This window comes from Streptomyces sp. NPDC050508, assembly GCF_040655155.1.
Taxonomy (GTDB): Bacteria; Actinomycetota; Actinomycetes; order Streptomycetales; family Streptomycetaceae; genus Streptomyces.
Map to the genome: position 1 here is coordinate 390,075 of NZ_JBFAJJ010000004.1, position 23,677 is coordinate 413,751.

General features: G+C 70.9%; 21 protein-coding genes. 7 read left to right on the forward strand and 14 right to left on the reverse strand.

The annotated features are described in order from the left end of the window. The first annotated feature begins 5 nt into the window (after positions 1 to 5). From AB0I69_RS14145 to AB0I69_RS14160, 4 genes are all read left to right on the forward strand, one after another. Complete coding sequence (locus AB0I69_RS14145) at positions 6 to 692, forward strand: ABC transporter ATP-binding protein (protein WP_363096142.1); 687 nt, start codon at positions 6 to 8, stop codon at positions 690 to 692. Continuing rightward, positions 689 to 1,927, forward strand: a complete 1,239-nt coding sequence (locus AB0I69_RS14150; RefSeq protein WP_363095888.1) for an ABC transporter permease — start codon at positions 689 to 691, stop codon at positions 1,925 to 1,927. Before AB0I69_RS14145 ends, AB0I69_RS14150 begins: the two co-directional genes overlap by 4 nt. A gap of 158 nt (positions 1,928 to 2,085) precedes the next feature. Further along, on the forward strand, positions 2,086 to 4,140 hold the full coding sequence (locus AB0I69_RS14155; protein WP_363095889.1) for a phosphocholine-specific phospholipase C: 2,055 nt from the start codon (positions 2,086 to 2,088) through the stop codon (positions 4,138 to 4,140). 52 nt (positions 4,141 to 4,192) lie between these two features. Beyond that, entirely contained in the window at positions 4,193 to 5,038 is an 846-nt protein-coding gene (locus tag AB0I69_RS14160; protein ID WP_363095890.1) for a phospholipid scramblase-related protein, read from the forward strand. 6 nt (positions 5,039 to 5,044) lie between these two features. Here AB0I69_RS14160 and AB0I69_RS14165 read toward each other — a convergent pair whose 3' ends face one another. Together AB0I69_RS14165 and AB0I69_RS14170 are read right to left on the reverse strand one after the other, a co-directional pair. Further along, positions 5,045 to 6,010, reverse strand: coding sequence for a hypothetical protein (locus AB0I69_RS14165; protein ID WP_363095891.1), 966 nt, complete (start codon positions 6,008 to 6,010; stop codon positions 5,045 to 5,047). Continuing rightward, the gene (locus AB0I69_RS14170) at positions 6,007 to 6,804 is read right to left on the reverse strand and encodes a phosphatase PAP2 family protein (RefSeq protein ID WP_363095892.1); all 798 of its coding nucleotides are present in this window, start codon (positions 6,802 to 6,804) and stop codon (positions 6,007 to 6,009) included. Before AB0I69_RS14170 ends, AB0I69_RS14165 begins: the two co-directional genes overlap by 4 nt. A 224-nt stretch (positions 6,805 to 7,028) precedes the next feature. Here AB0I69_RS14170 and AB0I69_RS14175 point away from each other — a divergent pair, with 224 nt between their 5' ends. Further along, positions 7,029 to 7,688, forward strand: a complete 660-nt coding sequence (locus AB0I69_RS14175; RefSeq protein WP_363095893.1) for a TetR/AcrR family transcriptional regulator C-terminal ligand-binding domain-containing protein — start codon at positions 7,029 to 7,031, stop codon at positions 7,686 to 7,688. A gap of 286 nt (positions 7,689 to 7,974) precedes the next feature. Here AB0I69_RS14175 and AB0I69_RS14180 read toward each other — a convergent pair whose 3' ends face one another. The 3 genes from AB0I69_RS14180 to AB0I69_RS14190 all read right to left on the reverse strand — a co-directional run bounded on the left by AB0I69_RS14180 (position 7,975) and on the right by AB0I69_RS14190 (position 11,654). Continuing rightward, positions 7,975 to 9,012 (reverse strand): DUF2510 domain-containing protein, encoded by a 1,038-nt coding sequence (locus AB0I69_RS14180; protein WP_363095894.1) that lies wholly within the window; start codon positions 9,010 to 9,012, stop codon positions 7,975 to 7,977. 190 nt (positions 9,013 to 9,202) lie between these two features. Beyond that, on the reverse strand, positions 9,203 to 10,357 hold the full coding sequence (locus AB0I69_RS14185) for an anhydro-N-acetylmuramic acid kinase (protein WP_363095895.1): 1,155 nt from the start codon (positions 10,355 to 10,357) through the stop codon (positions 9,203 to 9,205). Continuing rightward, positions 10,278 to 11,654: an MFS transporter gene (locus tag AB0I69_RS14190; protein WP_363095896.1), complete on the reverse strand. Its 1,377-nt coding sequence runs from the start codon at positions 11,652 to 11,654 to the stop codon at positions 10,278 to 10,280. The genes AB0I69_RS14185 and AB0I69_RS14190 overlap by 80 nt, the downstream gene beginning before the upstream one ends. A 158-nt stretch (positions 11,655 to 11,812) precedes the next feature. Between AB0I69_RS14190 and AB0I69_RS14195 the strand changes: the two genes are divergently transcribed. Then, positions 11,813 to 14,497: an AAA family ATPase gene (locus AB0I69_RS14195; protein WP_363095897.1), complete on the forward strand. Its 2,685-nt coding sequence runs from the start codon at positions 11,813 to 11,815 to the stop codon at positions 14,495 to 14,497. 64 nt (positions 14,498 to 14,561) lie between these two features. Here AB0I69_RS14195 and AB0I69_RS14200 read toward each other — a convergent pair whose 3' ends face one another. The 8 genes from AB0I69_RS14200 to AB0I69_RS14235 all read right to left on the reverse strand — a co-directional run bounded on the left by AB0I69_RS14200 (position 14,562) and on the right by AB0I69_RS14235 (position 21,872). Continuing rightward, positions 14,562 to 15,353, reverse strand: a complete 792-nt coding sequence (locus AB0I69_RS14200; RefSeq protein ID WP_363095898.1) for an SDR family NAD(P)-dependent oxidoreductase — start codon at positions 15,351 to 15,353, stop codon at positions 14,562 to 14,564. A gap of 74 nt (positions 15,354 to 15,427) precedes the next feature. Further along, a complete protein-coding gene (pcaD, locus tag AB0I69_RS14205; RefSeq protein WP_363095899.1) occupies positions 15,428 to 16,546 on the reverse strand; it encodes a 3-oxoadipate enol-lactonase in 1,119 nt (372 codons plus the stop codon). Next, positions 16,543 to 17,877 (reverse strand): 3-carboxy-cis,cis-muconate cycloisomerase, encoded by a 1,335-nt coding sequence (gene pcaB, locus AB0I69_RS14210; RefSeq protein ID WP_363095900.1) that lies wholly within the window; start codon positions 17,875 to 17,877, stop codon positions 16,543 to 16,545. The genes pcaD and pcaB overlap by 4 nt, the downstream gene beginning before the upstream one ends. After that, entirely contained in the window at positions 17,874 to 18,479 is a 606-nt protein-coding gene (pcaG, locus tag AB0I69_RS14215; protein ID WP_363095901.1) for a protocatechuate 3,4-dioxygenase subunit alpha, read from the reverse strand. The genes pcaB and pcaG overlap by 4 nt, the downstream gene beginning before the upstream one ends. Positions 18,480 to 18,485: 6 nt before the next feature. Further along, entirely contained in the window at positions 18,486 to 19,259 is a 774-nt protein-coding gene (gene pcaH, locus AB0I69_RS14220) for a protocatechuate 3,4-dioxygenase subunit beta (protein ID WP_363095902.1), read from the reverse strand. A gap of 8 nt (positions 19,260 to 19,267) precedes the next feature. After that, a complete protein-coding gene (locus tag AB0I69_RS14225) occupies positions 19,268 to 20,470 on the reverse strand; it encodes a thiolase family protein (RefSeq protein WP_363095903.1) in 1,203 nt (400 codons plus the stop codon). Continuing rightward, positions 20,467 to 21,111 (reverse strand): CoA transferase subunit B, encoded by a 645-nt coding sequence (locus tag AB0I69_RS14230; RefSeq protein ID WP_363095904.1) that lies wholly within the window; start codon positions 21,109 to 21,111, stop codon positions 20,467 to 20,469. Before AB0I69_RS14230 ends, AB0I69_RS14225 begins: the two co-directional genes overlap by 4 nt. Further along, on the reverse strand, positions 21,111 to 21,872 hold the full coding sequence (locus AB0I69_RS14235) for a CoA transferase subunit A (protein WP_363095905.1): 762 nt from the start codon (positions 21,870 to 21,872) through the stop codon (positions 21,111 to 21,113). The genes AB0I69_RS14230 and AB0I69_RS14235 overlap by 1 nt, the downstream gene beginning before the upstream one ends. A gap of 210 nt (positions 21,873 to 22,082) precedes the next feature. On the opposite strand from AB0I69_RS14235, the gene AB0I69_RS14240 reads away from it, so the two are divergent. Further along, entirely contained in the window at positions 22,083 to 22,547 is a 465-nt protein-coding gene (locus AB0I69_RS14240) for a MarR family transcriptional regulator (RefSeq protein WP_363095906.1), read from the forward strand. 17 nt (positions 22,548 to 22,564) lie between these two features. Here the strand turns inward: AB0I69_RS14240 and AB0I69_RS14245 are convergent, their stop codons facing one another. Continuing rightward, positions 22,565 to 23,560 carry a DUF3048 domain-containing protein gene (locus tag AB0I69_RS14245; protein ID WP_363095907.1) on the reverse strand — a complete coding sequence of 332 codons (996 nt, stop codon included), beginning with the start codon at positions 23,558 to 23,560 and terminating at the stop codon, positions 22,565 to 22,567. Between the last annotated feature and the right edge of the window lie 117 nt (positions 23,561 to 23,677).

Below are 23,677 nucleotides of genomic sequence, written 5' to 3' on the forward strand. Positions count from 1 at the left end.
CGAGTATGGCGTACCCGGGCGGAGTGAAGGCCCTGGACGGTGTCTCGCTCGCCATCGAGGAGGGCGAACTCCTCGCCATCGTCGGCCCGTCCGGGTCCGGCAAGTCGACCCTGCTCAACATCATGGGCACCTTGGACCGGCCGACCAGCGGCACCGTGGAGATCGACGGCCACGACGTCGCCACGCTCTCCGACCGTAGGCTCTCCGCACTGCGCGGACGCCGACTCGGCTTCGTCTTCCAGCAGTTCCACCTCACCGACGGACTGACCGCCACCGAGAACGTCGCAACAGGGCTGCTCTACGCCGGAGTTCCGCGCCGGCAGCGCCAACCGCTGGCCCGCGAGGCGCTGGCCCGGGTCGGCCTCGCGCGCCGCGCCGGGCATCTGCCCCATCAGCTCTCCGGCGGCGAACGCCAACGCGTGGCCATCGCCCGCGCGCTGGTCAACCGCCCGGCCCTCGTGCTCGCGGACGAACCCACCGGCGCCCTGGACACCGCCAACGGCCGTGCCGTACTGGAGCTGTTGACCACGCTGAACGCCGAGGGCACCACCATCGCGATCATCACCCACGACCGGGACATCGCCCAAAGGCTGCCCCGCAGGGTGGAGATCCTCGACGGCCGGCTCGTCGCCGACACCCTCGCCCTCCGTACGGACACCTCCACCGACACCCCTGGGGAACCCCGGCCATGACCACCACACTCGACCGGCCCGCCGTCCGAGCCGTCGGCGACACCAAACCGGTGCGACTGGCCCCGCTGGACATCCTGCGCCTCGGCCTGCTCGGCATCCACACCCGCAAGGTGCGGGCGGCGCTGTCCGCGCTGGGCATCTCGATCGGCATCGCCACGATGATCGTGGTGACCGGGATCCCGGCGTCCAGCCAGAAGGCGCTGATGAACCAGCTCTCCGCACTGGGCACCAACATGCTCCAAGCCGTACCGATGCCCAACCAGACCCCGCCGGTGGAACTCCCGCCCCAGTCCGTGGACATGGTCCGCCGGATCGGTCCGGTCACGGTGGCCAGCGCGGTCGCCAACACCCACGCCGAGGTGTTCCGCAACGACCACGTCGACGCCGACGACTACGCGGGCCTCACCGTCCTGGCGAGCAGGACGAACCTGCTGAAGGCGATCAACGCCGAGGTCCAGTCCGGGCGTTACCTCAGCGCGAGCACCGAGAAGTTCCCCACGGCCGTCCTCGGGTCGGTCGCCGCCACGCGGATGGGAGTGGCGAAGGTGGTGCCGGGACAGCCCGCGCCGCAGATCTACGTCAACCACCGTTGGTTCACGGTCATCGGCGTCCTCGCCCGGACCCCGCTCTCGCCCGACATCGACCGCTCGGTCCTGGTCGGCTGGGACGCGGCACGCACCCAGCTGAACTTCACCGGCCATCCCACCGTGATCTACGTCAAGGCGAGGGAGGACGACATGGACGCGGTCCGCAGCGTCCTCGCCCCGACCATCTATCCCGAAGTGCCCGGCCTGGTGCAGGTCAGCCGCCCGTCCGACGCCCTCGCCGCGAAGCGCGCCACCGAGACGACGTTCTCCGCGCTCTTCCTCGGTCTCGCCGGAGTCGCCCTGCTGGTGGGCGGTATCGGCGTGGCCAACACCATGGTCATCTCCGTCCTCGAACGCCGCCGCGAGATAGGCCTACGGCGGGCACTGGGCGCCAACAGAGGGCAGATCCGGGGCCAGTTCCTCACCGAGTCCGTGGCCCTGTCCTGCCTCGGCGGCCTGGCCGGCACCGTACTGGGAGTCCTGGCGACCGTCGGCTACGCGACCTACCAGGGCTGGCCCCCGGTCATCCCGCTCCCGGCGCTGGCCGGCGGCTTCGGCGGAGCGGTCCTGATCGGCATGGCGGCCGGTGTCTACCCCTCCATCAGGGCCTCCCGCCTCACCCCGACGGAGGCACTGGCGACAGCCTGACCGGTCCGTCCCGCCGGCCCGCCCCCGCACGTACGCACGAGTTTCACATGGGCGCCACCAGACCCTTCCCTGACGTTTGTTGCTCTTGGAACACTCGCACCGCGCGCATTTCGCCATGTTCCGGCCGGCCGCGCGTCAGGATGAGAGGTGCCTCACCCATGTCCGAAGTCAATCGACGTCGCTTTCTCCAACTCGCGGGTGCCACCACGGCCTTCACGGCACTGTCGAACAGCATCGAGCGTGCCGCCGCGCTCCCCGCGAACCACCGTTCCGGGAGCATCGAGGACGTCGAGCACATCGTCGTCCTGATGCAGGAGAACCGGTCCTTCGACCACTACTTCGGCTCGCTCAGAGGCGTCCGGGGCTTCGGCGACCCGCGTCCGGTCGTGACCCGGCAGGACGGCAAACCGGTCTGGTACCAGTCGGACGGCACGAAGGACATCCTCCCGTTCCGCCCCGAGGCCGACGACCTGGGCCTGCAGTTCATCCAGGACCTCCCGCACGGCTGGAACGACGGGCACGCCGCGTTCGACGGCGGCAAGTACGACAAGTGGGTGCCGTCCAAGGGCTCCACGACGATGGCGTACCTGACCCGCGAGGACATCCCGTTCCACTACGCGCTCGCCGACTCCTTCACCATCTGCGACGCCTACCACTGCTCGTTCATCGGCTCCACCGACCCCAACCGCTATTACATGTGGACGGGTTACACCGGCAACGACGGCGTCGGCGGCGGCCCGGTCCTCGGCAACGACGAGGCCGGCTACAGCTGGACGACGTACCCCGAGCGTCTCGAAAAGGCCGGTGTCTCCTGGAAGATCTACCAGGACGTCGGCGACGGCCTCGACGCGAGCGGTAGTTGGGGCTGGATCCAGGACGCCTACCGCGGCAACTACGGCGACAACTCGCTCCTCTACTTCAAGCAGTTCCAGAACGCCAAGCCCGGCGACCCGCTCTACGACAAGGCCCGCACCGGCACCGACGCCACCAAGGGCGAGGGCTTCTTCGACCGGCTGAAGGCCGACGTCAAGGGCGGCACGCTGCCGAAGATCTCCTGGGTCGTCGCCCCCGAGGCCTTCACCGAGCACCCCAACTGGCCCGCGAACTACGGCGCTTGGTACGTCTCCCAGGTCCTGGACGCGCTGACCTCCGACCCGAAGGTGTGGGCGAAGACGGCCCTGTTCATCACCTACGACGAGAACGACGGCTTCTTCGACCACCTGCTCCCGCCGTTCGCGCCGGGCTCGGCCGCGCAGGGCAAGTCGACCGTCGACGTCGGCCCCGACCTCTTCAAGGGCGACGCCAGTCACCCGGCCGGTCCCTACGGGCTGGGCCAGCGGGTGCCGATGATCGTCGTCTCGCCCTGGAGCAAGGGCGGTTACGTCTGCTCGGAGACCTTCGACCACACCTCGGTCATCCGGTTCATGGAGACCCGCTTCGGCGTCCACGAGCCCAACATCTCGCCCTGGCGGCGCGCGATCTGCGGCGACCTGACCACCGCCTTCGACTTCTCCCACAAGGACGTCAAGAAGGTCCCGCTCCCGGCCACCGACGGCTACCAGCCGCCGGACAAGAACCGTCACCCCGACTACGTGCCGACCCCGCCCGCCAACCCGGCGCTGCCCAAGCAGGAACCCGGACTGCGCCCGGCCCGGCCGCTCAAGTACGCCGCCACGGTGGACGGTTCGGCGGACACGGCGGCCGGGAAGTTCACGCTCACCTTCGCCTCCGGCGCGAAGGCCGGCGCCAACTTCCTGGTCACCTCCGCCAACCGCACGGACGGGCCCTGGAGTTACACCACCGAGGCCGGCAAGACCGTCTCGGACGCCTGGAACTCGGCGTACTCGAACGGCTCGTACGACCTGACCGTGCACGGACCGAACGGCTTCCTGCGCGTCTTCAAGGGCCCCGGCAAGACCGCCGGACCTGAGGTCACCGCCCGCAGCTGCGGCGACGACGTGGAGCTGACCTTCACCAACAAGGGCTCCGGGACAGTGCAGTTGAAGGTCGCCAACGGCTACGGCGGCCGGGCCCAGACCTTCAAGGTACGGGCGGGCGCCACCGTACGGCACACCTTCGACCTGGGCGCGAGCAAGCGGTGGTACGACCTGACGGTCACCTCCGACGGCGACGCGACGTTCCTGCGGCGATTCGCCGGACATGTCGAGAACGGCCGGCCGGGGGTCAGCGACCCGGCGATCATCACCGTCTGAGGGGCTTTGTGAGACCGGTTGTTTTCCGGGGCACTCGCGGTAGTGTGCCCCGGTGACCACGCATTCGAACACACCTGCAGGCTGGTACCCGGATCCGCACGGAGCGCCCCAGACCCTCCGGTACTGGGACGGCGCGAAGTGGACCGAGCACACCAACGCGGACCAGCAGGGCCAGGCCGCCCAGCAGCAGCCGCAGGCCGTGCCGCAGCAGCAGGCCGGGCCGGATCCGCGGGCCCAGCGCCAGGTGCAGCAGCAGGTTCAGCAGCAGGCCGGGGTCGCCGGTGGCGGCCCCGGCGGCGGCAGCCTGTTCAGCGAGCCGGTCCTCGTGGTGAACCAGAAGGCCAAGCTGATCGAGCTGACCAACGAGTACACGGTCATGGACCAGAACGGCAATCTGATCGGCTCGGTCACCGAGATCGGCCAGAGCGCGCTGAAGAAGGCCCTGCGCTTCGTCTCCAGCCTCGATCAGTACATGACCCACAAGCTGGAGATCCGCGACGCGCACGGGCAGCCGCAGTTGGTGCTGACCCGGCCCGCGAAGTTCATCAAGTCCAAGGTGATCGTGTCCCGTCCGGACGGCTCGCCGGTGGGCGAGATCGTGCAGCAGAACATGATCGGGAAGATCAACTTCGCGCTGACCGCGAACGGTCAGCAGATCGGCGCGATCAAGGCGGAGAACTGGCGGGCCTGGAACTTCGCGATCGTCGACCACGCGGACAACGAGGTCGCCCGGATCACCAAGACCTGGGAAGGTCTCGCCAAGACGATGTTCACGACCGCGGACAACTACGTCCTGCAGATCCACTACCAGCTGCCCGAGCCGCTGTTGAGCCTGGTGGTGGCGACGGCCCTGACCGTCGACACCGCGCTCAAGCAGGACTCGCGCGGCCTGGGCTGATCCCGCTCAGAGCGCGGTGAGGTGCCCCGGCGCGGACTTCCGGTCCGGCTGCCGGGGCAGCAACGCCGGTTCGGCCGAAGCCGATTGAGGCTCCAGCGCCAGCACGGCGGCCACGGGATGATCGTGGTCGTCGTACTCGTGCAGCAGCGGTACGGCGGGTGTCACCCGGGTCAGCAGGACCACACCCCAGGACGCGATGCCGGCCCCCGTCAGCGCGAGGAGTATCCCGGCCGCGCCACCCTGGAGGCGTTCGCCCAGCAGCGCGAGGCCGATCGCCGCGGCGGCCACCGGGTTCGCCAGGGTCACCACCGCGAGCGGAGCACCGAGACCGCCCCGGTAGGCGGTCTGCGAGAGCAGCAGCCCGCCCGCCGCGAACACCGCGACCAGCAGCGCGACTCCGACCACCTGTGCGCTGAGCAGCGGGCCCGAGCGGTCCGTCGCCGCGACCGTCACGGTCTGCGTGAGCGCCGAGGCCACACCCGAAGCGACGCCGGACGCCGAAGCGTGCCGTAGACCGGGCCGGGCACCGCGCCGTGCGAGCAGGCCGATCAGTGCGGACGTCGCGCCCGCGACCGCCAACGCCTGGGGGACGGTGAGTACTTGGTCGGGCTGCGGGCCCGACGCCGTGACCAGCAGGGCCGACAGGCCGAGCAGGGTGAGCGCGGTGCCGCGCCACTCGACCGTGGTGACCCGTCGCCCGGCGACCCGCGCGCCCATCGGCACAGCCGCGACGAGAGTGAGCGCGCCGAGCGGCTGTACGACCGTCAGCGGGCCGTACTTGAGAGCCACGACGTGCAGCAGCGCGGCCGACGCGTTCAGGACGACCGTCCACCACCACGATCCGGTGGCGAGCAGCCGGAGCATGCCCGCGTCGGAGTTCCGGGACGCCAGGCGTTCCTGGGCCACGGCCGCCGCCGCGTAGGCGACGGCCGAGAACAGGGACAGGACGACGGCGACGAGCGTGGCGTTCATCGGCCCGCTCCGACGAGAACCGGCTGTTCTTCGGGGACGAGTCGGGGCTGGCCGCGGCCGGCGGTCGTCGCCGTCCGGTGCGGGGGGTGGATCAGCGCGAGGGCGATGCCGAGCATGGCGGTGGCCACGATCGCGTCGAGCCAGTAGTGGTTCGCCGTGCCCACGATCACGATCAGGGTGACCAGCGGGTGCAGCAGCCACAGCCAGCGCCAGCGTGAGCGGGTCGCCACGATCAGGCCGACCGCCACCATCAGCGCCCAGCCGAAGTGCAGCGAGGGCATCGCCGCGAACTGGTTCGAGAGGTGGTCGCTGGACGGCGGGCCGTACACGGAGGGGCCGTAGACCTTGGCGGTGTCGACCAGGCCCGTCGCGGCCAGCATGCGCGGGGGTGCGAGGGGGAACACGAAGGGCAGCACCAGGGCGGCCGAGGTGACCGTCGCCAGGACGCGGCGGGCCCAGACGTAGTGCGCCGGGCGCCGCAGGTACAGCCAGACCAGGAAGGCCACGGTGGCCGGAAAGTGGACGGTCGCGTAGAAGGTGTTCGCGATGTGTACGAAGGTGTCGTCGTGCAGCAGCACCGACTGCACCGAGCCCTCGCCGGGGAGATGCAGGGTCCGCTCCAGGTCCCACACGCGCCGGGCGTTGTGCAGGGCCTCACCGGTGTGGCCCGTCGCCAGCTGGCGGCCGAACTTGTAGACGAGGAAGAGCCCTGCGACGAGCAGGAGCTCACGGACGAGCGGAGGCCGCGCTATCGCGCCGGTCTCCTGCTCTGCAGGCTCGGTTCGGGCATTCATCCCCCGGCCCCTTCGCTGACGGTGGTGCGTGTGGTGGTGCTGGCTGGGTTTGTGACCCTTCCGGCGGACCGAACTCATCGGTACGAGTCCGTTCCGATACGACAGTGTACCGATACGCGCGTGTACCGATACGGCAGAGTACCGGTACACTGGCGTATCGATAGCGAAACGAGACACACTGGAGAGGCGGCCCCGGGGCCGCGGACCGAGCGAGGAGAAGAGCCATGACGTCGCAGGCTGAGGACGGACCGGACACGGTCGCCGCCTCGCGCCGCTCCAAGATCACGCCCGAGCGTGAGCGGGAGTTCTTCGACGCCGTGCTCGAACAGATCCGGGAATGCGGCTACGACTCCGTCAGCATGGAGGGCGTCGCCACCAGCACCCGGTGCAGCAAGTCCACGCTGTACCGGCAGTGGGGGACCAAGCCCCAGTTCGTCGCGGCCGCACTGCGGGCCAACCGCCGGGTGCACTTCACCGGCATCGACACCGGATCACTCGCCGAGGACCTGCGGCAGGCCGCGCGGGCGGCTGGTGCCTGGTCGGCGAAGGACACCAAGCTCGTCTCGGCCCTCGGCCACGCCGTCATCCAGGACAGCGAACTCGCCCAGGCGGTCCGTGAGGCGCTCGTCCATCCCGAGATCGCCGCGCTGGAGGACATCCTGCGCCGCGGCGTCGAACGCGGCGAGATCGCGGCCGACCATCCGGCACTGCCGTACGTCCCGGCCCAGATCTTCGGCGTCCTGCGGGCCAGGCCCGTCCTGGAGGGCTGTTACGCCGACCCCGACTACTTGGTCAGATTCGTGGAGGCCGCGGTGCTGCCGGCACTGGGCCTGTCCGGCGGATCAGGTCGCAGTGAAGCAACGGCGACTGGACAGCCGACGTGAGCGGGGTCTGGTGCGTGCAGCTGCAAGGCGGAGGAGGGAGTCATGGCGGAGCCATGGCGAGTGACGACAACGCGGCAGATGTGCGTGCCAGACCCCGCGTCTGCGGCATGATCCGCCGGGGAGGCCCCAGGTCTCACTGAGAACCAGGCCGCCGTCCGTGGGATGACTGGACGGTGACCTGCTCGCGCCGCACCGTGGGGACGGGGGCGGCGCGCACCCCCCGGCCGGGTGGGGTTCCTCTTGAGCGGAGAGGATCCCCACCCGGCCGACCGGTGTGCGGGGAGGGTCAGATCGTCTGGCCGTCGCCGCCGCCCGAGGCCACCTTGATGCCCGAGGTGATCTCGTCGATGACGGACTGCTTCTGGCCGACGTCGACGCCGAAGCGGACCACGACGATCTGCTGGGCGCTGGCCGGCGACGGGAACGCGAGCGACTCGACGTAGCCGTCGGCGCCCTTGCTGGTGACCGCCTTCCAGCGGACCAGGTAGCCCTTCTGCCCGGCGACGGTCACGGCCTTGGAGGCCAGCACCTCGTGCGAGGTGATGCTGCCGTAGGTCGTGCCGCCGTAGGACTCCTTGGCGTTGGCGGCGATGTCCGCCTTCGCGACCGCCTCGGCCGTGCTGCCCTTGGTGCCCAGCACCACTGCGGGAGCCGAGTACGCCCCGCCGTTGGTGCAGGACTTGGAGGTGTCGCCGGGGCACTTGTACGAGTCGTTCGACGTGACCTGCGCGCCACCCTGGATGACCTGGCCGTACCAGTCGGCCGGCACGGGGAGGCTGATGCCGTCGAGCGAGTCGGTCACGTTGCCGCCGGCCGCGACCTTCGGCTGCGCGGACTGGCTGGGGGCGGGCGTCGCACCACCCGTACCACCGGAACCACCCGTGCCACCCGAACCGCCGAAGGGATCGCTCTGGCCGCCGGTACCACCGGAACCGCCGGTACCGCCCTGCCCCTCCGTGCCGCCCTGGCCGCCGAAGCCGCCCTGTCCGTTCGGTGCCTGCTGATTACCGGCCTGGTTGCCGTTCCCGCTGTCGTTGCCGGACAGCGCGTAGGCGCCGACACCGATGGCCGTGAGGACCGCCACCGCCACCGCCACGGCTATGCCCGTGCGCAGATTGCGGCGCGGCGCGGCCGGGGGCACGGCGGGATACGCCGGGTACGCCCCGCCGTACGCCGGCTCCGTGGGGGGACCCCATTCGGCGGCCGACCCGGCGGGGCGGGTCCGGTCCGTCCATGCCTTGCCGTCCCACCAGCGCTCGGCGGTGGGACCGTCATTCGTCTGCCCGGGATCGGGGTACCACCCGGGGGGAGTCACCTGCGTCATGTACCTACCGTATGAGGCGTCGGTGAAAGCGGGATGAGAGGATCCGGCCCGAATCGGTGGACGGCGTGGAACGGCGGTCGGGGAGCGGACCGTTCTTCGGCGCCGCAACCGCGGGCGGGAGGGCGGTCATCGCGGCGCCCGTCCGCCTCCGGCACAGGGACGCCCCCGCAGTACGGTCCCCCTCTTCCGCTCACCCCAACACGAGCCGTACGGGCCCCCGTTCGGCCGCCGGAGGCAACCGCAGTCCCCGTCGCCCCGGCGTCAGTGACCCGAGCATGCTCGGATGCCGGGCGCCGGTGCTCGTCGGCACGGTGCCCGGCAGGCCGTGTGCCGTGAGGAAGCCGAGGACGGCGAAGGCGTACGCCTCCTTTGCGGCGGACGGCAGGCCCAGTTCGTCCGAGGTGCGCAGCGGGACGCCCGGCAGCTCGGCGGCGAGCAGGGCCATCAGGACCGGGTTGCGGATGCCGCCGCCCGAGACGACGACCTCCGTCGCGGCCACCGACCGCACGGCGTCCGCGACCGTACGCGCCGTGAGCAGGGTGAGGGTCGCGATGACGTCCTCGGCCGGCAGGGTGCCCAAGCCGGCCAACGCGTCCTGCAGATAGCCGAGGTGGAACAACTCCTTGCCGGTCGTCTTCGGCGCGGGCAGCGCGTAGTACGGCTCGCCCGACAGCCGTTGCAACAGCGGCTCGTGGACCGTTCCACGGGCCGCGAGGGCGCCCTCCGCGTCGTAGGCGAGACGTCCGCCGCTGAACCCCCGTGCCGCCCCGTCGATCAGTGCGCACGCCGGTCCCGTGTCGAAGGCCGTGCCGTCGGGGGCGGTGAGGTTGGCGATCCCGCCGAGGTTCAGCGCGACCGGTGTGCCGGAACGGCCGCGCAGCCACAGCAGGTCGACCAGGCTGACCAGCGGCGCGCCCTGGCCCCCGGCGGCGATGTCGCGCGGCCGGAAGTCGGCGACCACGGGCAGCCCGGTCGCCTCCGCGATCCAGGCGGGCTGCCCCAGTTGCAGCGTGCCGTGCACCGCGCCGTCCGCCACCCAGTGGTAGACGGTCTGCCCGTGCGAGGCCACCAACTCGGCCCGCCCGTCGCACAGTTCGCCGTTCGCGCGGACGGCCGCCGCGGCGAACGCCTGCCCGATCAGGGTGTCCAGCCGGCACACCTCGGCCAGCGTGGTGGCCGCCGGTGGCAGCGCCGCCGCGAGCGCCTCCCGCAACTCCTCGTCGTACGGCGCGCTCACCATCCCGAGCGGCTCCAGTACGACACTGTCACCGACGAGGCTCAGCCCGGCCGCCGCCGCGTCGATCGCGTCGTACGACGTCCCGGACATCAGCCCGATCACCCGCATCCGCTTCCTCCCAACTCGCCTGTCCCGCAGGGCTTCTGGACACCGCCAGCGCGAGCACGCTCACCGCGCAGGCCGCCGCCGCGTAGTACGCGGGGATGTCCGCGTTCCCGGTCCGCTCGACGCTCCCAGTGATGATGAGCCCGGCACAGCCCGAGAAGACGGCATTGGACAGGGCGTAGGCGAGTCCCAGACCGGTGTGGCGCACACTCGTCGGGAACATCTCCGAGAGCATCGCCGGGCCGGGCCCCGCCATCAGCCCCACCACCGCACCCGCACCGAACACCCACGCACCCTTCACCGTGGTCGAAGTCCCGTCGTCCTGAAGGAGGTTGAGCAACGGCACGGACAGCGCCACCACCAGCGCGGCCCCCGTCAGCATCACCGGCCGCCGACCCACCCGGTCGCTCAGCAGGCCCGCCGGAAGGATGCTGACCGCGAAACCCACGTTGGCCAGGACCGTGGCCAGCAGCGCCTGCCGGAAGCTCGCGTCCAGCGTGTGCTGCAGATACGACGGCAGCACCACGAGGAAGGTGTAACCGGCCGCCGCCCACCCCATCACCCGCCCGGCGCCCAGCGCGACGGCCGCACGGACCTCACGCGCGGGCGGCACCTCCCGTGCCGGACCACTCCGGAACGCCGGCGTCTCCTCCAGCCGCAGCCGGAGCCACAGCGCGCCGAGCCCCATCGGCAGCGTCAGCAGGAACGCCAACCGCCAGCCCCAGTCGCCCAGTTGACCGGCGTCGAGCACGGTCGCCAGCAGCGCTGCGACCCCCGCCCCGCCCAACAGCCCCAGCGCCACCGTGAACGACTGCCACGCCCCGTACAGCCCCCGCCGCCCCGGCGGCGCGAACTCCGTCAGCACCGCCACCGCGCCCCCGAACTCCCCACCCGCGGACAGTCCCTGAACAACCCTCAGAAACGTGAGCAGCCAGGGCGCGACAGCACCGGCCGTCGCATACGTCGGCAGCACGCCGATCAGCGTCGTCGCGACGGTCATCAGCGCGATCACCAGGATCAGCACCGGACGCCGTCCCACCCGGTCACCGAGCCGGCCGAACACGGCGGCGCCGACCGGCCGGAAGAAGAACGCCAGCGCGAACGACGCGTACGTCCGCACCAGCCCCTCGCCGGCACCGCCGCCCTCCGGGGTGAAGAACCGCTCCGCGATCACCGTCGCGAAGTAGCCGTAGACACCGAACTCGTACCACTCGATGAAGTTGCCCACCGACCCGGCTACCAGAGCCCGTACGGCAGGCCTGTCCGAGACGGGTCGGGATTGATCGGAAAACACCTTCATTTCAACGCCTCTTGACCGTTCGTCATGTCCACAAACCCTGTCGGCGGGCCCTTGTCACCCGATGCGGCCACAGCTGCCCGGACCGGCCTCCACTTCGGCATCCGGACGGCTACGCTCAAGGTCCGTACGTCGTTCGGGCTACTCGGGGAGGAATCGGGATGACGGAGGAACGGCCTCCGGAGGCCACCTCGGCCTCCCTGTGGGAGCGAGACGAGGAGGTCGCCGGTGTGGCGCAGGCGATCGACGCGCTGTGCGCGGACCAGTCGTCCTCGGGCAGCCTGCTGGTCGTCCGCGGCGAGGCGGGATTCGGCAAGACCGCACTCCTCGCGGAGACCCGCCGCATCGCCGAGGCCCGCAACTGCACGGTCTGGCAGGCCCGCGGCGGCGAGACCCTCAAGTCCGTCCCCTTCAACGTCGTACGGCAGTTGCTGCAGCCCGCCCTGGTCTCGCTGATGCCCGAGGAGGCACGCGAGTACCTCGGCGACTGGTACGATATCGCCGGCCCCGCACTCGGCGTCACCGAACCGGGCGAGCGACAGGCCGACCCGCAGGGCGTGTGCGACGGCCTGGTCGCCGCCGTACGCAGGCTCGCCAAACGGGAGTGGCCCCTGGTCCTGCTGATCGACGACGCCCACTGGGCCGACCAGGAGACCCTGCGCTGGCTCTCCGCGTTCACCGAACGCCTCGACGACCTGTCCGTCCTCGTCGTGGTCGCCCGTCGGCCCGGCGAGGCCAGTGACGAGAGCGCCCGCCACCTGGACGCCATCGCCGGCTTCGCCGGCCACGCCATCACCAACCTGAGCGCGCTGACCCCGGAGGCGACCGCCGGCCTCACCCGCGCCACCGTCGGCCCGCAGGCCGACGCCCCGTTCTGCCGCGAGGTGTGGGCGGTCACCGGCGGCAACCCGTACGAGACCGTCGAACTCCTCGCCAAGGTGCTGGACAGCCAACTCGATCCGATCGAGGCCTCGGCCGCCGAACTGCGCGCCCTGAACCGCTCCTCGCGCGGCGGCGGCCTTGTCGCCCGCCTGGACGGGCTGGGCACCGAGGCCACCCGGTTCGCCTGGGCCGCGGCCATCCTCGGCACCGGCATCTCCGTCGAGCTGGTCGCCAGGCTCGCCACCATGGGCCGCGACGACGCGGCCCGCTGCGCCGAGTTGCTCCGCAGCGCCCGTATCCTCACGGCGCCGGACCCCGCCGCGTCCCAAGCCGGCGCCGGTGACCTGGAGTTCGTGCACCCGCTGATCGCCAGCGCCGTCTACAAGTCCATCCCGGACGGCACGCGTACGGCGATGCACGGCATCGCCGCCCAGGTCGTCACCGACTCCGGGCGCGGCGCCGCGTCCGCCTCACGGCACCTCCTCCAGGTGCACCCGGACGACGACCAGGAACTCGTCGAGCAGCTGCGCGAGGCAGCCCGCGAGCACCTCTCCATCGGCGCCCCGGACGCCGCCCGCCGCTGTCTGGAGCGGGCCCTCCTGGAGCCGCCGCTCGCCGAGATCCACGCGAGCGTGCTCTACGAACTCGGCTGCGCCACGCTGCTGACCGCGCCCGCTGTCACCATCGGCCATCTGCAGACCGCGCTCGCCATGCCGGGCCTCGACGGCCACGCACGCGTGGACGCCGTCATCCGGCTGTCCCAGGCCCTGCTCCACAACGACCAGCTGGAGGAGGGCATCCGCACCGTGGAGGCGGAGGCCGCCCGGCACGAACCGGGCGCCGCCAGGATGCGGCTGCAGGCCGTGCAGTACATGTGGGAGGGCATCCACGCGGGCGAGGCCATCTCGCCGGGACGATCCGAGCGCCTCGCCGATCTCGCCGCCATCTGCACCGGCCGCGACAACTCCGAGCGGGCCCTGATGATCCTGCGCGGCTTCGACGCCCTGACGCACGGCGAGAGCGCCGAGGAGGTCGTGGACCTGTCCGACCGCGCCCTCGTCAACGGCCGCCTGCCACCGGGGCTCGGCTGGACCGACACCGAGTGGGGCCTCGAACTGCCGCTGTTGCTGGCGACCGTGTACGTGTTCACGGACCGGCTGGACCGGGCGGAGAGCCTGTATTCGGAAGCTGTGGGCGCCTACGAGAGCGCGGGCTGGAGCGGCGGCCACCTCGCTCTGGCCAAGGCGTACGTCGGGGTCGGGCACCGCAGGCGTGGCCGGTTGCGGGAGGCGGAGGTCTCCCTGCGTGAGGCGCTGCGCCTCGCCGAACGAGTCGGTCGCGGACTGCCTCTGTACTGGACGGCGATCTGCAACCTCGTCGACACGTTGCTCGCCCGGGGCCATGTGGACGAGGCCTGGGAGACTGCCGAGCAATACGGCTTCACCCCACCGTACCCGTCGCCCATCGTGTTGCCGGACCCCCGCTGCGTGCGCGGCCGGCTGCTGATCGCCGTCGGCCGCACCGAGGACGGCATCAACGAACTGGAGCAGGCCGCGAAGGCGGCGGCCGTTCGCGGCCACCACAACCCGGTGATGGTCCCGTGGGCCCTCGACCTCGCCAGGGCCCTCGCCACCCAGGACCCGACCCGCGCCGCCCAACTCGCCTCCGACGCCCGCCGCCAGGCCGAACACTTCGGCACGGACACCGCCATCGGCGAGGCCCTGCGGTGTGCTGCCGCGCTGGAAACGGGACAGCGCGCGGTACGGCTCGCCGCGCAGGCCGTCGCCTACCTGGAGTCCTCGCCCTGCCAGTACGAACACGCGGCGGCGCGGGTCGAGTACGGCATCGCGGCGAGGTCGGTGTCCGAGATCAACAGGGGCTTGACGCTGGCGCGTTCGTGCGGAGCGGATGGACTGGTCGCGCAGGCGCGGGAGGTGTTGGAGACGGGGAGGGGGCTGCGGTGAGTTGTTCTTCGTCTGCGGGTTCGTCGTGGCTGGTCGCGCCGTTCCCCGCGCCCCTTCGGGGCGCCTACAGCGCCAGTAGTTGTTCAGTGACCGTCGCCAGTCGCTTCCTCACCTCGGGATCGTAGGTCGCCTCGTGCGCCCGCGAGGGACTCGTGCCGTCGAAATAGCCGCCCGTGCCCAAGTCCCTTGTAGCCAGGGCCAGTACACCCGGCGCACCGTCGGCCACGGAGTTCCAGGGCGTGATGCCACCCTCCCGCACCATCGCCGTGTCCATGTACGTCGCCGGGTGCAGCACGTTCACCGAGATGCCGGTGCCCGTCAACTCCTCGGCGAGCGTGAACGTATGGGCGGCCAGCGCGAACTTGCTGCGGCAGTACGCGGAGACGCCGCTGTAGCCGCGGGTCAGCTCGGGGTCGTCGAAGTCGAGGGGTTCCTGCCCGGCCGAGCCGACGTTGACGATCCGGGACGGGGCGCCCGCACGGAGCGCCGGCAACAGGGCACGGGTCAGGGCGACCGGCGCCAAGTAGTTGACCGCCAGCCGCAGTTCGTGCCCGTCGACGCTCAGCTCACGGCCTGAACCACGTGAACCCCCGCCCACGCCCGCGTTGTTGATCAGCACGTCGAGCCGGGGATGCGCGGCCGCGACCCGGTCGCCCAGCTCCCGCACCTGCGCCAACGAGGCCAGATCGGCGACGAACCCCTCGGCCGTGCCCTCGGTGCGCAGCTCGTCGACGAGCCGCCCGGTGCGGCCCGGGTCACGCCCGTGCGCGAGGACGAGGTGCCCGGAGCGGACCAGTTCGAAGGCGAGGTACCGGCCGAGACCGGAGGTGGCACCGGTGATCAGAACAGTGGACATGCCTCCAGCCTAGGCACGGCGGGACACGGGACGGAGGCACGAACGAGGTGCTGCTGAAGCTACGACTGCCAGGGTCACCCTTCTTCTTCCGCCAGCACTCGCTGCGCCACCGCGAACGCCGAGTTCGCCGCAGGCACCCCGCAGTACACGGCACTCTGCAGCAGTACGGCGCCGATCTCCTCCGGCGTGAGCCCGTTGCGGCGCGCCGCGCGCACGTGCATGGCGAGCTCGTCGTAGTGCCCGTGCGCGATCAACGCGGTGAGCGTGATCATGCTGCGCTCGCGGCGCGTCAGCGTTGGATCGGTCCAGATCTCGCCCCACGCGTACCGCGAGATGAAGTCCTGGAAGCGGGCGGTGAAGGGGGTCTGCCGGGACTGCGCCCGGTCCACGTGCTCGTCGCCGAGCACCTCCCGCCGTACCTCCATCCCACGCTTGGCACCCCCGTCCAGGTGCGCGCGCAGCGCGGTGAGGACGGCCTCCGGGCACTGCGCGGGGGCCAGATGGGAAGCACCCGGGATCTCCACGAGGGCCGAGCCCGGCACGGCGTCGGCGATCTCCCGCAGCTGGGCGGGCGGGGTCGCCGGATCCTCGCGGCCGGCGATCACCAGTGTCCGCGCGCCGATATCGGGGAGCCGCTCACGCAGGTCGTACGCGGCCAGCGCGTCACAGCACGCGGCATACGCGTCCGGGTCGGCGTCGCGCTGGTCGGCCACCAGCTCCGGGACGGTGAACCCGGGTGTGAACCAACGGGAGTCGGCGCTCTCGACGAGCCAGGCGAGCCCCTCGCTGCGTACCCGTGCGGCCCGTTCCTCCCACGGCTTCGACCCGTTGAAGTGCGCCGAGGAGCAGATGACGGCGAGCGACGAGACCCGTTCGGGGTGATGCACGGCGAGGTGCAGACCGACCGCGCCCCCCAACGACACACCCGCGTAGGCGAATTGCTCGATCCCGAGGGAGTCGGCGAGCGCCAGCACCAGGTCGGCGAGGTCGCCCACGGTGGCCCCGGGACCGATCAGACCGGCCGCCGAACCGCCGTGCCCAGGCAGATCCCAGCGGATCACCCGGTGGGTGATGGACAGTTCGGGCGCGACCTTGTCCCACAGGGCGTACGACGTACCCAGCGAGGGACCGAGCAGCAGCGGGGGAGCGGAATCGGGCCCCTCGGCACGGAAGTTGAGAAGTGTCTCGGTCAACGTCGCTCCAGCGCACGGTCGGTGAGGGCTCCGGCGGAACCCGTGTAACGGGCGGGGTCGGTCAGCGCGGAGAGGTCGAGATCCTTCAACTCCGGCTCCTCGGCGAGCAGTTCGGCCAGTGGACGGCCCTCTGTGTACGTCCGCCGGGCAACCTCAGTGAGCAGCTCCTTCGCCCGGTCCCTGCCCAGCAGCGGTGCCAGTTCGGCCGACAGCCGCTCGGAGACGATCAACCCATGGGTGAGACCCAGGTGTTCACGCATCACGTCCGGGTGCACCCGCAGTCCTTCGGTCAGCTCGGCGGCATCGCGCGCTGCCCCGCCGACCAGCCGCAGCAGCTCCCGCAGCGGCTCCCACTCGGCATGCCAGGCCCCGGCCGGCCGCTCGTCCTCGGCGACCAGCGAGCCGTAGAGGACGGCCGCGAGCTGCGGTGCCCGTCGCGCGGCGGCGGTGATCAGGGTGGACCGTACGGGATTCGCCTTGTGCGGCATGGCCGACGAACCCCCGCCGCTGCCCTCCGAGACCTCGGCGATCTCCGTACGGCACAGGACGAGTACGTCGGCGGCGACCTTGCCGAGCGCGCCCGCCGCGAAGGCCAGGCACCCGGCGAGATCGGCGATCGGCGTCCGCAACGTGTGCCAGGGCAACAGCGGTGCCGTCAGGCCGAGTTCACCGGCGTACGTGTCCGGCAGGGCGAGCGCGTCCTCCGCGCCGTACGCCGTGAAGGCGGCCAACGTGCCTGCCGCGCCCCCGAGTTGGGCGGGCAGCCCGTCCCGTACGACACGCACCCGATCCCGCGCGTCGAGCACCAGCGACCGCCACCCGGCGGCCTTCAGCCCGAAGGTCGTCGGTACGGCGTGCTGGGTGAGTGTCCGGCCCGGCATCGCGGTGTCGCGGTGGTCGGCGGCCAGTCGGGAGAGCGCGTGTTCCGTGCGGGCCAGGTCGGTCAGGACCAGGTCCAGGGTGCGGGACGCGACCAGCATCGTCGCCGTGTCCATGATGTCCTGGCTGGTCGCGCCCCGGTGGACGTACGGGCCGTACTCCTCGCCGACCGCCTTCGTCAGATCCGCGACCAGTGGAATCACCGGGTTCCCGCCGCCGCGCGCCCGCTCCGCGAGGGACCGTACGTCGAAGCGGTCCACGTCGGCCGCGGCCGTCACCGCCGTCGCCGCCTCGGCGGGCGCGAGACCCAGCGTGGCCTGGGCACGGGTGAGCGCGGCCTCCGCGTCGAGCAGGGCCCGTAGATACGCGGTGTCGCTCGTCGCGGACGCGGCGGGGGAGCCGGCCCACCCGGGGGCGAGCAGGCCGGTGTCCGACGGGTCGGCAGCTGTCACTGGAACTCCAGGAAGACCGTTTCGCCTTCGCCCTGAAGGCGGATGTCGAAACGGTATGTGCCCCTGCCGTCGTCCTGCGCGATCAACGTGCCGCGCCGCGCCGCGTCCAGCCCGGACAGCAGCGGGTCCGCGGCGAGCACGGCCTCGTCGCCGGGCAGGTAGATCCGGGTGAAGAGGTGCACCAGCAGCCCGCGCGCGAAGACGCACGCGCTCAGGTAGGGGGCGTTCTGGCCGCGTGCGCCCGGCCGTAGCGTCCGCGCGTACCAGTGGCCGTTGGCGTCGGTCTGGATGCGGCCCCAGCCGGTGAACTCCACGCCGTTGCGGCCGAGATAGCCGCCGCTGGCCGGGTCGCGCCGGATCGAGCCGTCGGTCGTGGAGAGGTTGCCCTCGGGGTCGGGCCCCCACAGCTCGACGAAGGCGTCCGGCAGCGGCTTGCCCTCGCCGTCGTAGACGTACCCCTGGACGGTGATCGTGTCCGGGTGTCCGACGGGCGCGATGTCACCGCCGCCGGGGAACGGCAGCGCGTAGCCGTAGAAGGGGCCGACCGTGTGCGAAGGGGTCGGCAGCACGGACTCCGGGCGGCTCGTGTCGATCTTCGTCATGGTGGGTCAGCGTCCTTCTTCGATCCAGGTGGCATGCGGGCCGTCGAGCACGATGTCCCAGTGGTAGCCCATCGAGAACTCGGGCACCGACAGGCTGTGGTCGTACGTCGCGACGAGCCGCTGCCGGGCCGCGTCGTCCGTCACCGACTGGATGATCGGGTCGTACGGGAACAGCGGATCGCTCGGGAAGTACATCTGCGTGACCAGCCGCTGCGTGAACGCCGTGCCGAACATCGAGAAGTGGATGTGCGCCGGGCGCCAGGCGTTGACGTGGTTGCGCCAGGGGTAGGGGCCCGGCTGGACGGTGGTGAAGTGGTAGTTGCCCTCGTTGTCGGTCAACGTGCGGCCTACGCCCGTGAAGTTGGGGTCCAGCGGGGCGTCGTGCTGCTCGCGCTGGTGCGCGTAGCGGCCGGCCGAGTTCGCCTGCCAGATCTCCACCAGCTGGCCGCGGATCGGCCGCCCGGACCGGTCCAACAGCCGCCCGGAGACGGTGATCCGCTCGCCGATCGGCTCCCCGTTGTGCTGCCGGGTCAGGTCGTTGTCGATCTCCGTGATGTCCCGCTCGCCGAACGCGGGCGAGGCCAGCTCCACCAACTCCGGGTCCTTCGACACGTCGATGGTGACCGGCGGCTGTTTCGGGTGGCGGAGCAGCGAGGAACGGTACGGCGCGTAGTCGCGGCGCGGGTGGTGCTCGACCGGCGCACCGTCGGCGACCCCCTTCTCGTACGTCGCGTGCTCGGCCGCTATTTCGAGGTCGATGTCGTGCTGGGTGAGAGCCATGGGGGTTCCTACCGTTCGAGGACGAGGGCGAGGCCCTGGCCCACGCCGATGCAGAGGGTGGCGACTCCAACTCCCGTGCCCTTGCGGGCGAGTTGGTGGGCGACGGTGCCGGCGAGCCGGGCACCGGAGGCGCCGAGGGGGTGGCCCAGCGCGATGGCACCGCCCTGGGGGTTGAGGATCGCGGGGTCGAACTCGGGCCATTCGGCGACACATCCGAGCACCTGCGCGGCGAAGGCCTCGTTCAGTTCGAGGACTGACAGGTCGTCAAATCCCTTGCCTGCTTTGGCGAGTGCGCGGTTGACGGCTTCGACGGGGGCGAGTCCGAAGTACTGCGGGTCGAGCGCGTTCACGCCGGTGGCGGACATACGGGCGAGGGGCTGGCGGCCGGTGGCCTTCAGGCCTTCCTCGTCCACCAACAACAGTGCTGCGGCACCGTCGTTGAGCGGGGACGCGTTGCCTGCGGTCACCGTTCCGTTCTCGGTGCGGAAGGACGGCTTGAGCCTGGCCATGGCCGCGAGGGAGGCGTCCGGTCGTACGCATTCGTCGGCGGCGAAAGCGACCGGGTCGCCCTTGCGCTGTGGGACCGGGACGGGGGCGATCTCGCCGTCGAAGAGACCCGCGGCCTGCGCGTCGGCCGCTTTCTGGTGACTGGCGAGCGCGAACTCGTCCTGCTGCTCGCGGCCGATCTTGTGCTTGTCGGCGATCAACTCCGCGCTCTCGCCGAGCGGGATGGTCCACTCCGGGTTCATGGCCGGGTTGGTCATGCGCCAGCCGAGCGTGGTCGAGTACAGCTCGGTGTGCCCGGCGGGGAACGGCCGGTCCGACTTGGGCAGGACGTACGGCGCCCGTGTCATCGACTCCACCCCGCCGGCCACGGCGATCGACGCGTCGCCGACGGCGATGGCGCGAGCCGCCTGGATGACCGCTTCGAGACCGGAGGCGCACAGGCGGTTGACCGTCACTCCCGGCACCGAGGTGGGCAGGCCGGCCAGGAGGCCGGCCATGCGGGCGACGTTGCGGTTCTCCTCGCCGGCACCGTTGGCGTTGCCGAAGTACACGTCCTCGATCCGGGAGGGGTCCAAGTCGGGCGTGCGGGCGAGGAGTTCACGGATGGCGTGGGCGGCGAGGTCGTCGGGGCGGACAGAGGCGAGACCTCCGCTGTACTTCCCGAACGGGGTGCGGACGGCGTCGACGATGTAAACCGTGTTCACAGCAGGCCTTCCGTGACGGTGAGTTTCGCGTCGGTCTTGGCGACGATCTCCTCGACGCCCACACCGGGCGCGGTCTCGATCAACACGAGACCCTCGGGTGACACGTCGATCACGCCGAGATCGGTGATGACTCGGTTCACACACGCTTTGCCTGTGAGCGGCAGCGCGCACTCCTGGAGGATCTTCGGGGAGCCGTCCTTCGCCACATGCGTCATGACGACGATGACCGTGCGGGCGCCGTGGACGAGGTCCATCGCCCCGCCGATCCCGGTGATCATTTTCCCCGGGATCGCCCAGTTCGCCAGGTCGCCCCCGGCCGACACCTGCATCGCGCCCAGCACGGCGACATCGATGTGCCCGCCCCGGATCATCCCGAAGGAGAGCGAGGAGTCGAAGAAGGAGGCACCCGGCAGGACCGTCACGGTCTCCTTGCCGGCGTTGATGAGATCCGGGTCGACCTGGTCCTCGGTCGGATACGGGCCGGTGCCCAGGATGCCGTTCTCCGACTCCAGGATGACCTCGACGCCCGGGGGGAGGTAGTTGGGGATCAGGGTCGGCAGACCGATGCCGAGATTGACGTACTGCCCGTCCTGAAGTTCGCGCGCCGCACGCGCGGCCATCTCTTCCCGTGTCCAGGCCATCAGCCGCTCACCGTCACCGTTCGCTGCTCGATCCGCTTGTCGGCGGCCAGTTCGGGGGTGAGGGCCACCACCCGCTGCACGAAGATCCCCGGCAGGTGCACCGCGTCCGGGTCGATCTCGCCGGGCTCCACCAGCTCCTCCACCTCGGCGATCGTCACCCGGCCCGCCATCGCCGCGAGGGGGTTGAAGTTCCGGGTCGACTTGTTGAAGACCAGGTTTCCGTGCCGGTCACCCTTCGCGGCCCGCACCAGCGCGAAGTCGGTACGGATACCGCGCTCCAGCACGTACTCGGTGCCGTCGAACTCCCGTACCTCCTTCGGCGGCGAGGCGAGAGAGACGCCGCCCGAGCCGTCGTAGCGCCACGGCAGTCCGCCCTCCGCGACCTGCGTGCCGACCCCTGCCGGTGTGTAGAAGGCGGGAATCCCCGCACCGCCCGCGCGCAACCGCTCCGCGAGGGTGCCCTGGGGGATCATCTCGACCTCCAGTTCCCCGGCCAGGTACTGGCGCGCGAACTCCTTGTTCGCGCCGATGTAGGAGCCGGTCACCCGCGCGATCCGTCCGGCGGCCAGCAGCACGGCGAGACCGGACTCCATCGCCCCGCAGTTGTTGGAGACCACACCCAGACCGTCGACCCCGCGCTCGTAGAGGGCCTGGATCAGTACGTTGGGGACACCGCTCAGCCCGAAACCGCCGACCGCGAGTGTCGCTCCGTCCGGCACATCAGCCACAGCCTCCAGGGCTGTGGCGACCACCTTGTCCATCCGTGAAGCTCCGTCCCGTTCGAGCGCCCGGTCAGCAGTTCATCAGGGCACTGAGCATTTCGGTGAAGTTTCCTTCACGCTGTCACTGTGGCAGCCCCGCGTCAAGGCCCAGGAGAAGGGCGAGGTCAGCTCGGTGCACAGGGCTGGACTCGGCCGTAGGGCCTCCCGGTATCGTTCAGTGCACGGATGAATATGACTTCGGGAGGGCACATGGCCGCGGTGGACCTCACCACCCACCCCGGGCACCTCGCCCGGCGACTGCAGCAGGCGCACTATCTGCTGTGGAACACGATGGTCTCCGAGGAGATCACCTCGCCGCAGTTCGCGGTGCTCAACGCGCTCGTCGACGAGCCGGGGCTCGACCAGCGCACGGTGGGGGAGCGGGTGGGCCTGGACCGGTCCACCATCGCCGAGGTGATCAGCCGGCTGAGCCGCCGCGGGCTCCTCGACAAGGTGCGCGATCCGCAGGACGGCCGCCGTTTCCTGCTGTGCCTCACCGACGACGGCATCCGCACCCACCGCAAACTGATCGTGCGCACGGCCCGGATGAACCAGGTCTTCCTGGCCCCCCTCTCCGCCGCGGAACAGACCGTCTTCTTCGACCTCATCCAACGGGTCTCGGACGCGGCGGAGGGGCTCCGCAATCCCACGGAGCCCCTCGCTGCCCAGGGTTAGGCCTTCGCCGCCGAGCGTCATGCCTTCGCGAACACCACCCAGACCTGGCCCTTCGCGAAGTTCACCGGTGTTCCGTCCGAAGCGGTGAACGCGGTTCCGTCCGTGGCCTTCTGCCGTTTCCAGTCGACGCTGTACGTACGGCCGTCACGCAGGACGTCCGCCTTCCCCGAGCCGACCGTCTCGGTGTACGGCGTGTTGTTGCCGAGGACGTCGTGGTACTTGGACTTGCGGATCTTCACGTACTGGATGACGACAGTGGCCGGGGCCACCCGCTTGCCGTCGGTCGTCACGGTGGGCGTGCCGTCCTCGGTGACCAGCCAGCGGTGCTTGCTCCCGGACCAGGTGAACGTGAAGCGGGCCGCCGGATAGCGCACGGTGCGGGCGGCCGTGGCCGTGCCGCCCGCGGGGGCCGTGCCGTAGTGGAAGCCGGTCGTCAGGGCCGCCGCGCCCGGGGCGGAGGAGAGCAGCTTGTTCGGGCGGAGGTAGAGGTTGTGCGGGGCGGACTTGTCGACACCCCGGTAGTAGGCGCTGGACACCTCGTCCGGAGAGGCCGAGCGCAGCGGCGCCTTGGCGATCAGCGGCAGCAGTTTGTGCTGGGCCCCGGAGAACGCGAGCGTCGGGTCGTCGAACTGGCGCAGCAGTTCCAGGTCGGAGACGCGGGCGCTGCGCACCGGTCCGACGGACTTGGGCAGCTTGGTGGCGAACACCGCCATCAGCCGGCTCAGTCCGCCCTCGACCTGCTCTGCGTACACGATGTCCGCAGAGTCCAGACCCGTCTGCGGACGGGCCGCGGGCACATTGTCGATCTTCACCGCGAGGAGCGGACCGGCGGCGGGGGCGACCGTGCCGCCGCTGCTGCTCGGGCTCTGCGTCGGGGACTGGCTCTGTCCGCGCCCGTCGTCGACGGGGCCGCCGTGCCGTGCCGTGCAGCCGACCGCCAGGGAGGCCGTCATCGTGGCGGCCAGCAGCGCCGCTCTCGTCACGCCGCGCCGCCGAGGCGTTCTTCGTCCCATGCCCACCGTTGCCACCAAGTCTGTGTTTTCGATTGTGCTCTTATAAGTTCATTGATGGCCATACCCGCTCGGTTGTGTTTGTGCGCGCTGATTGCGCCGATCGGCCCACCACGAGAT

What these genes read in the sequence shown, in the direction of transcription:
- AB0I69_RS14145 (WP_363096142.1), top strand. Translation starts at nt 6, where the DNA reads ATGGCGTACCCGGGCGGAGTGAAGGCCCTGGACGGTGTCTCGCTCGCC.
- AB0I69_RS14150 (WP_363095888.1), top strand. Translation starts at nt 689, where the DNA reads ATGACCACCACACTCGACCGGCCCGCCGTCCGAGCCGTCGGCGACACC.
- AB0I69_RS14155 (WP_363095889.1), top strand. Translation starts at nt 2,086, where the DNA reads ATGTCCGAAGTCAATCGACGTCGCTTTCTCCAACTCGCGGGTGCCACC.
- AB0I69_RS14165 (WP_363095891.1), bottom strand. Translation starts at nt 6,010, where the DNA reads ATGAACGCCACGCTCGTCGCCGTCGTCCTGTCCCTGTTCTCGGCCGTC.
- AB0I69_RS14170 (WP_363095892.1), bottom strand. Translation starts at nt 6,804, where the DNA reads ATGAATGCCCGAACCGAGCCTGCAGAGCAGGAGACCGGCGCGATAGCG.
- AB0I69_RS14175 (WP_363095893.1), top strand. Translation starts at nt 7,029, where the DNA reads ATGACGTCGCAGGCTGAGGACGGACCGGACACGGTCGCCGCCTCGCGC.
- AB0I69_RS14180 (WP_363095894.1), bottom strand. Translation starts at nt 9,012, where the DNA reads ATGACGCAGGTGACTCCCCCCGGGTGGTACCCCGATCCCGGGCAGACG.
- AB0I69_RS14185 (WP_363095895.1), bottom strand. Translation starts at nt 10,357, where the DNA reads ATGCGGGTGATCGGGCTGATGTCCGGGACGTCGTACGACGCGATCGAC.
- AB0I69_RS14190 (WP_363095896.1), bottom strand. Translation starts at nt 11,654, where the DNA reads ATGAAGGTGTTTTCCGATCAATCCCGACCCGTCTCGGACAGGCCTGCC.
- AB0I69_RS14195 (WP_363095897.1), top strand. Translation starts at nt 11,813, where the DNA reads ATGACGGAGGAACGGCCTCCGGAGGCCACCTCGGCCTCCCTGTGGGAG.
- AB0I69_RS14200 (WP_363095898.1), bottom strand. Translation starts at nt 15,353, where the DNA reads ATGTCCACTGTTCTGATCACCGGTGCCACCTCCGGTCTCGGCCGGTAC.
- pcaG (WP_363095901.1), bottom strand. Translation starts at nt 18,479, where the DNA reads ATGACGAAGATCGACACGAGCCGCCCGGAGTCCGTGCTGCCGACCCCT.
- pcaH (WP_363095902.1), bottom strand. Translation starts at nt 19,259, where the DNA reads ATGGCTCTCACCCAGCACGACATCGACCTCGAAATAGCGGCCGAGCAC.
- AB0I69_RS14230 (WP_363095904.1), bottom strand. Translation starts at nt 21,111, where the DNA reads ATGGCCTGGACACGGGAAGAGATGGCCGCGCGTGCGGCGCGCGAACTT.
- AB0I69_RS14235 (WP_363095905.1), bottom strand. Translation starts at nt 21,872, where the DNA reads ATGGACAAGGTGGTCGCCACAGCCCTGGAGGCTGTGGCTGATGTGCCG.
- AB0I69_RS14240 (WP_363095906.1), top strand. Translation starts at nt 22,083, where the DNA reads ATGGCCGCGGTGGACCTCACCACCCACCCCGGGCACCTCGCCCGGCGA.
- AB0I69_RS14245 (WP_363095907.1), bottom strand. Translation starts at nt 23,560, where the DNA reads ATGGGACGAAGAACGCCTCGGCGGCGCGGCGTGACGAGAGCGGCGCTG.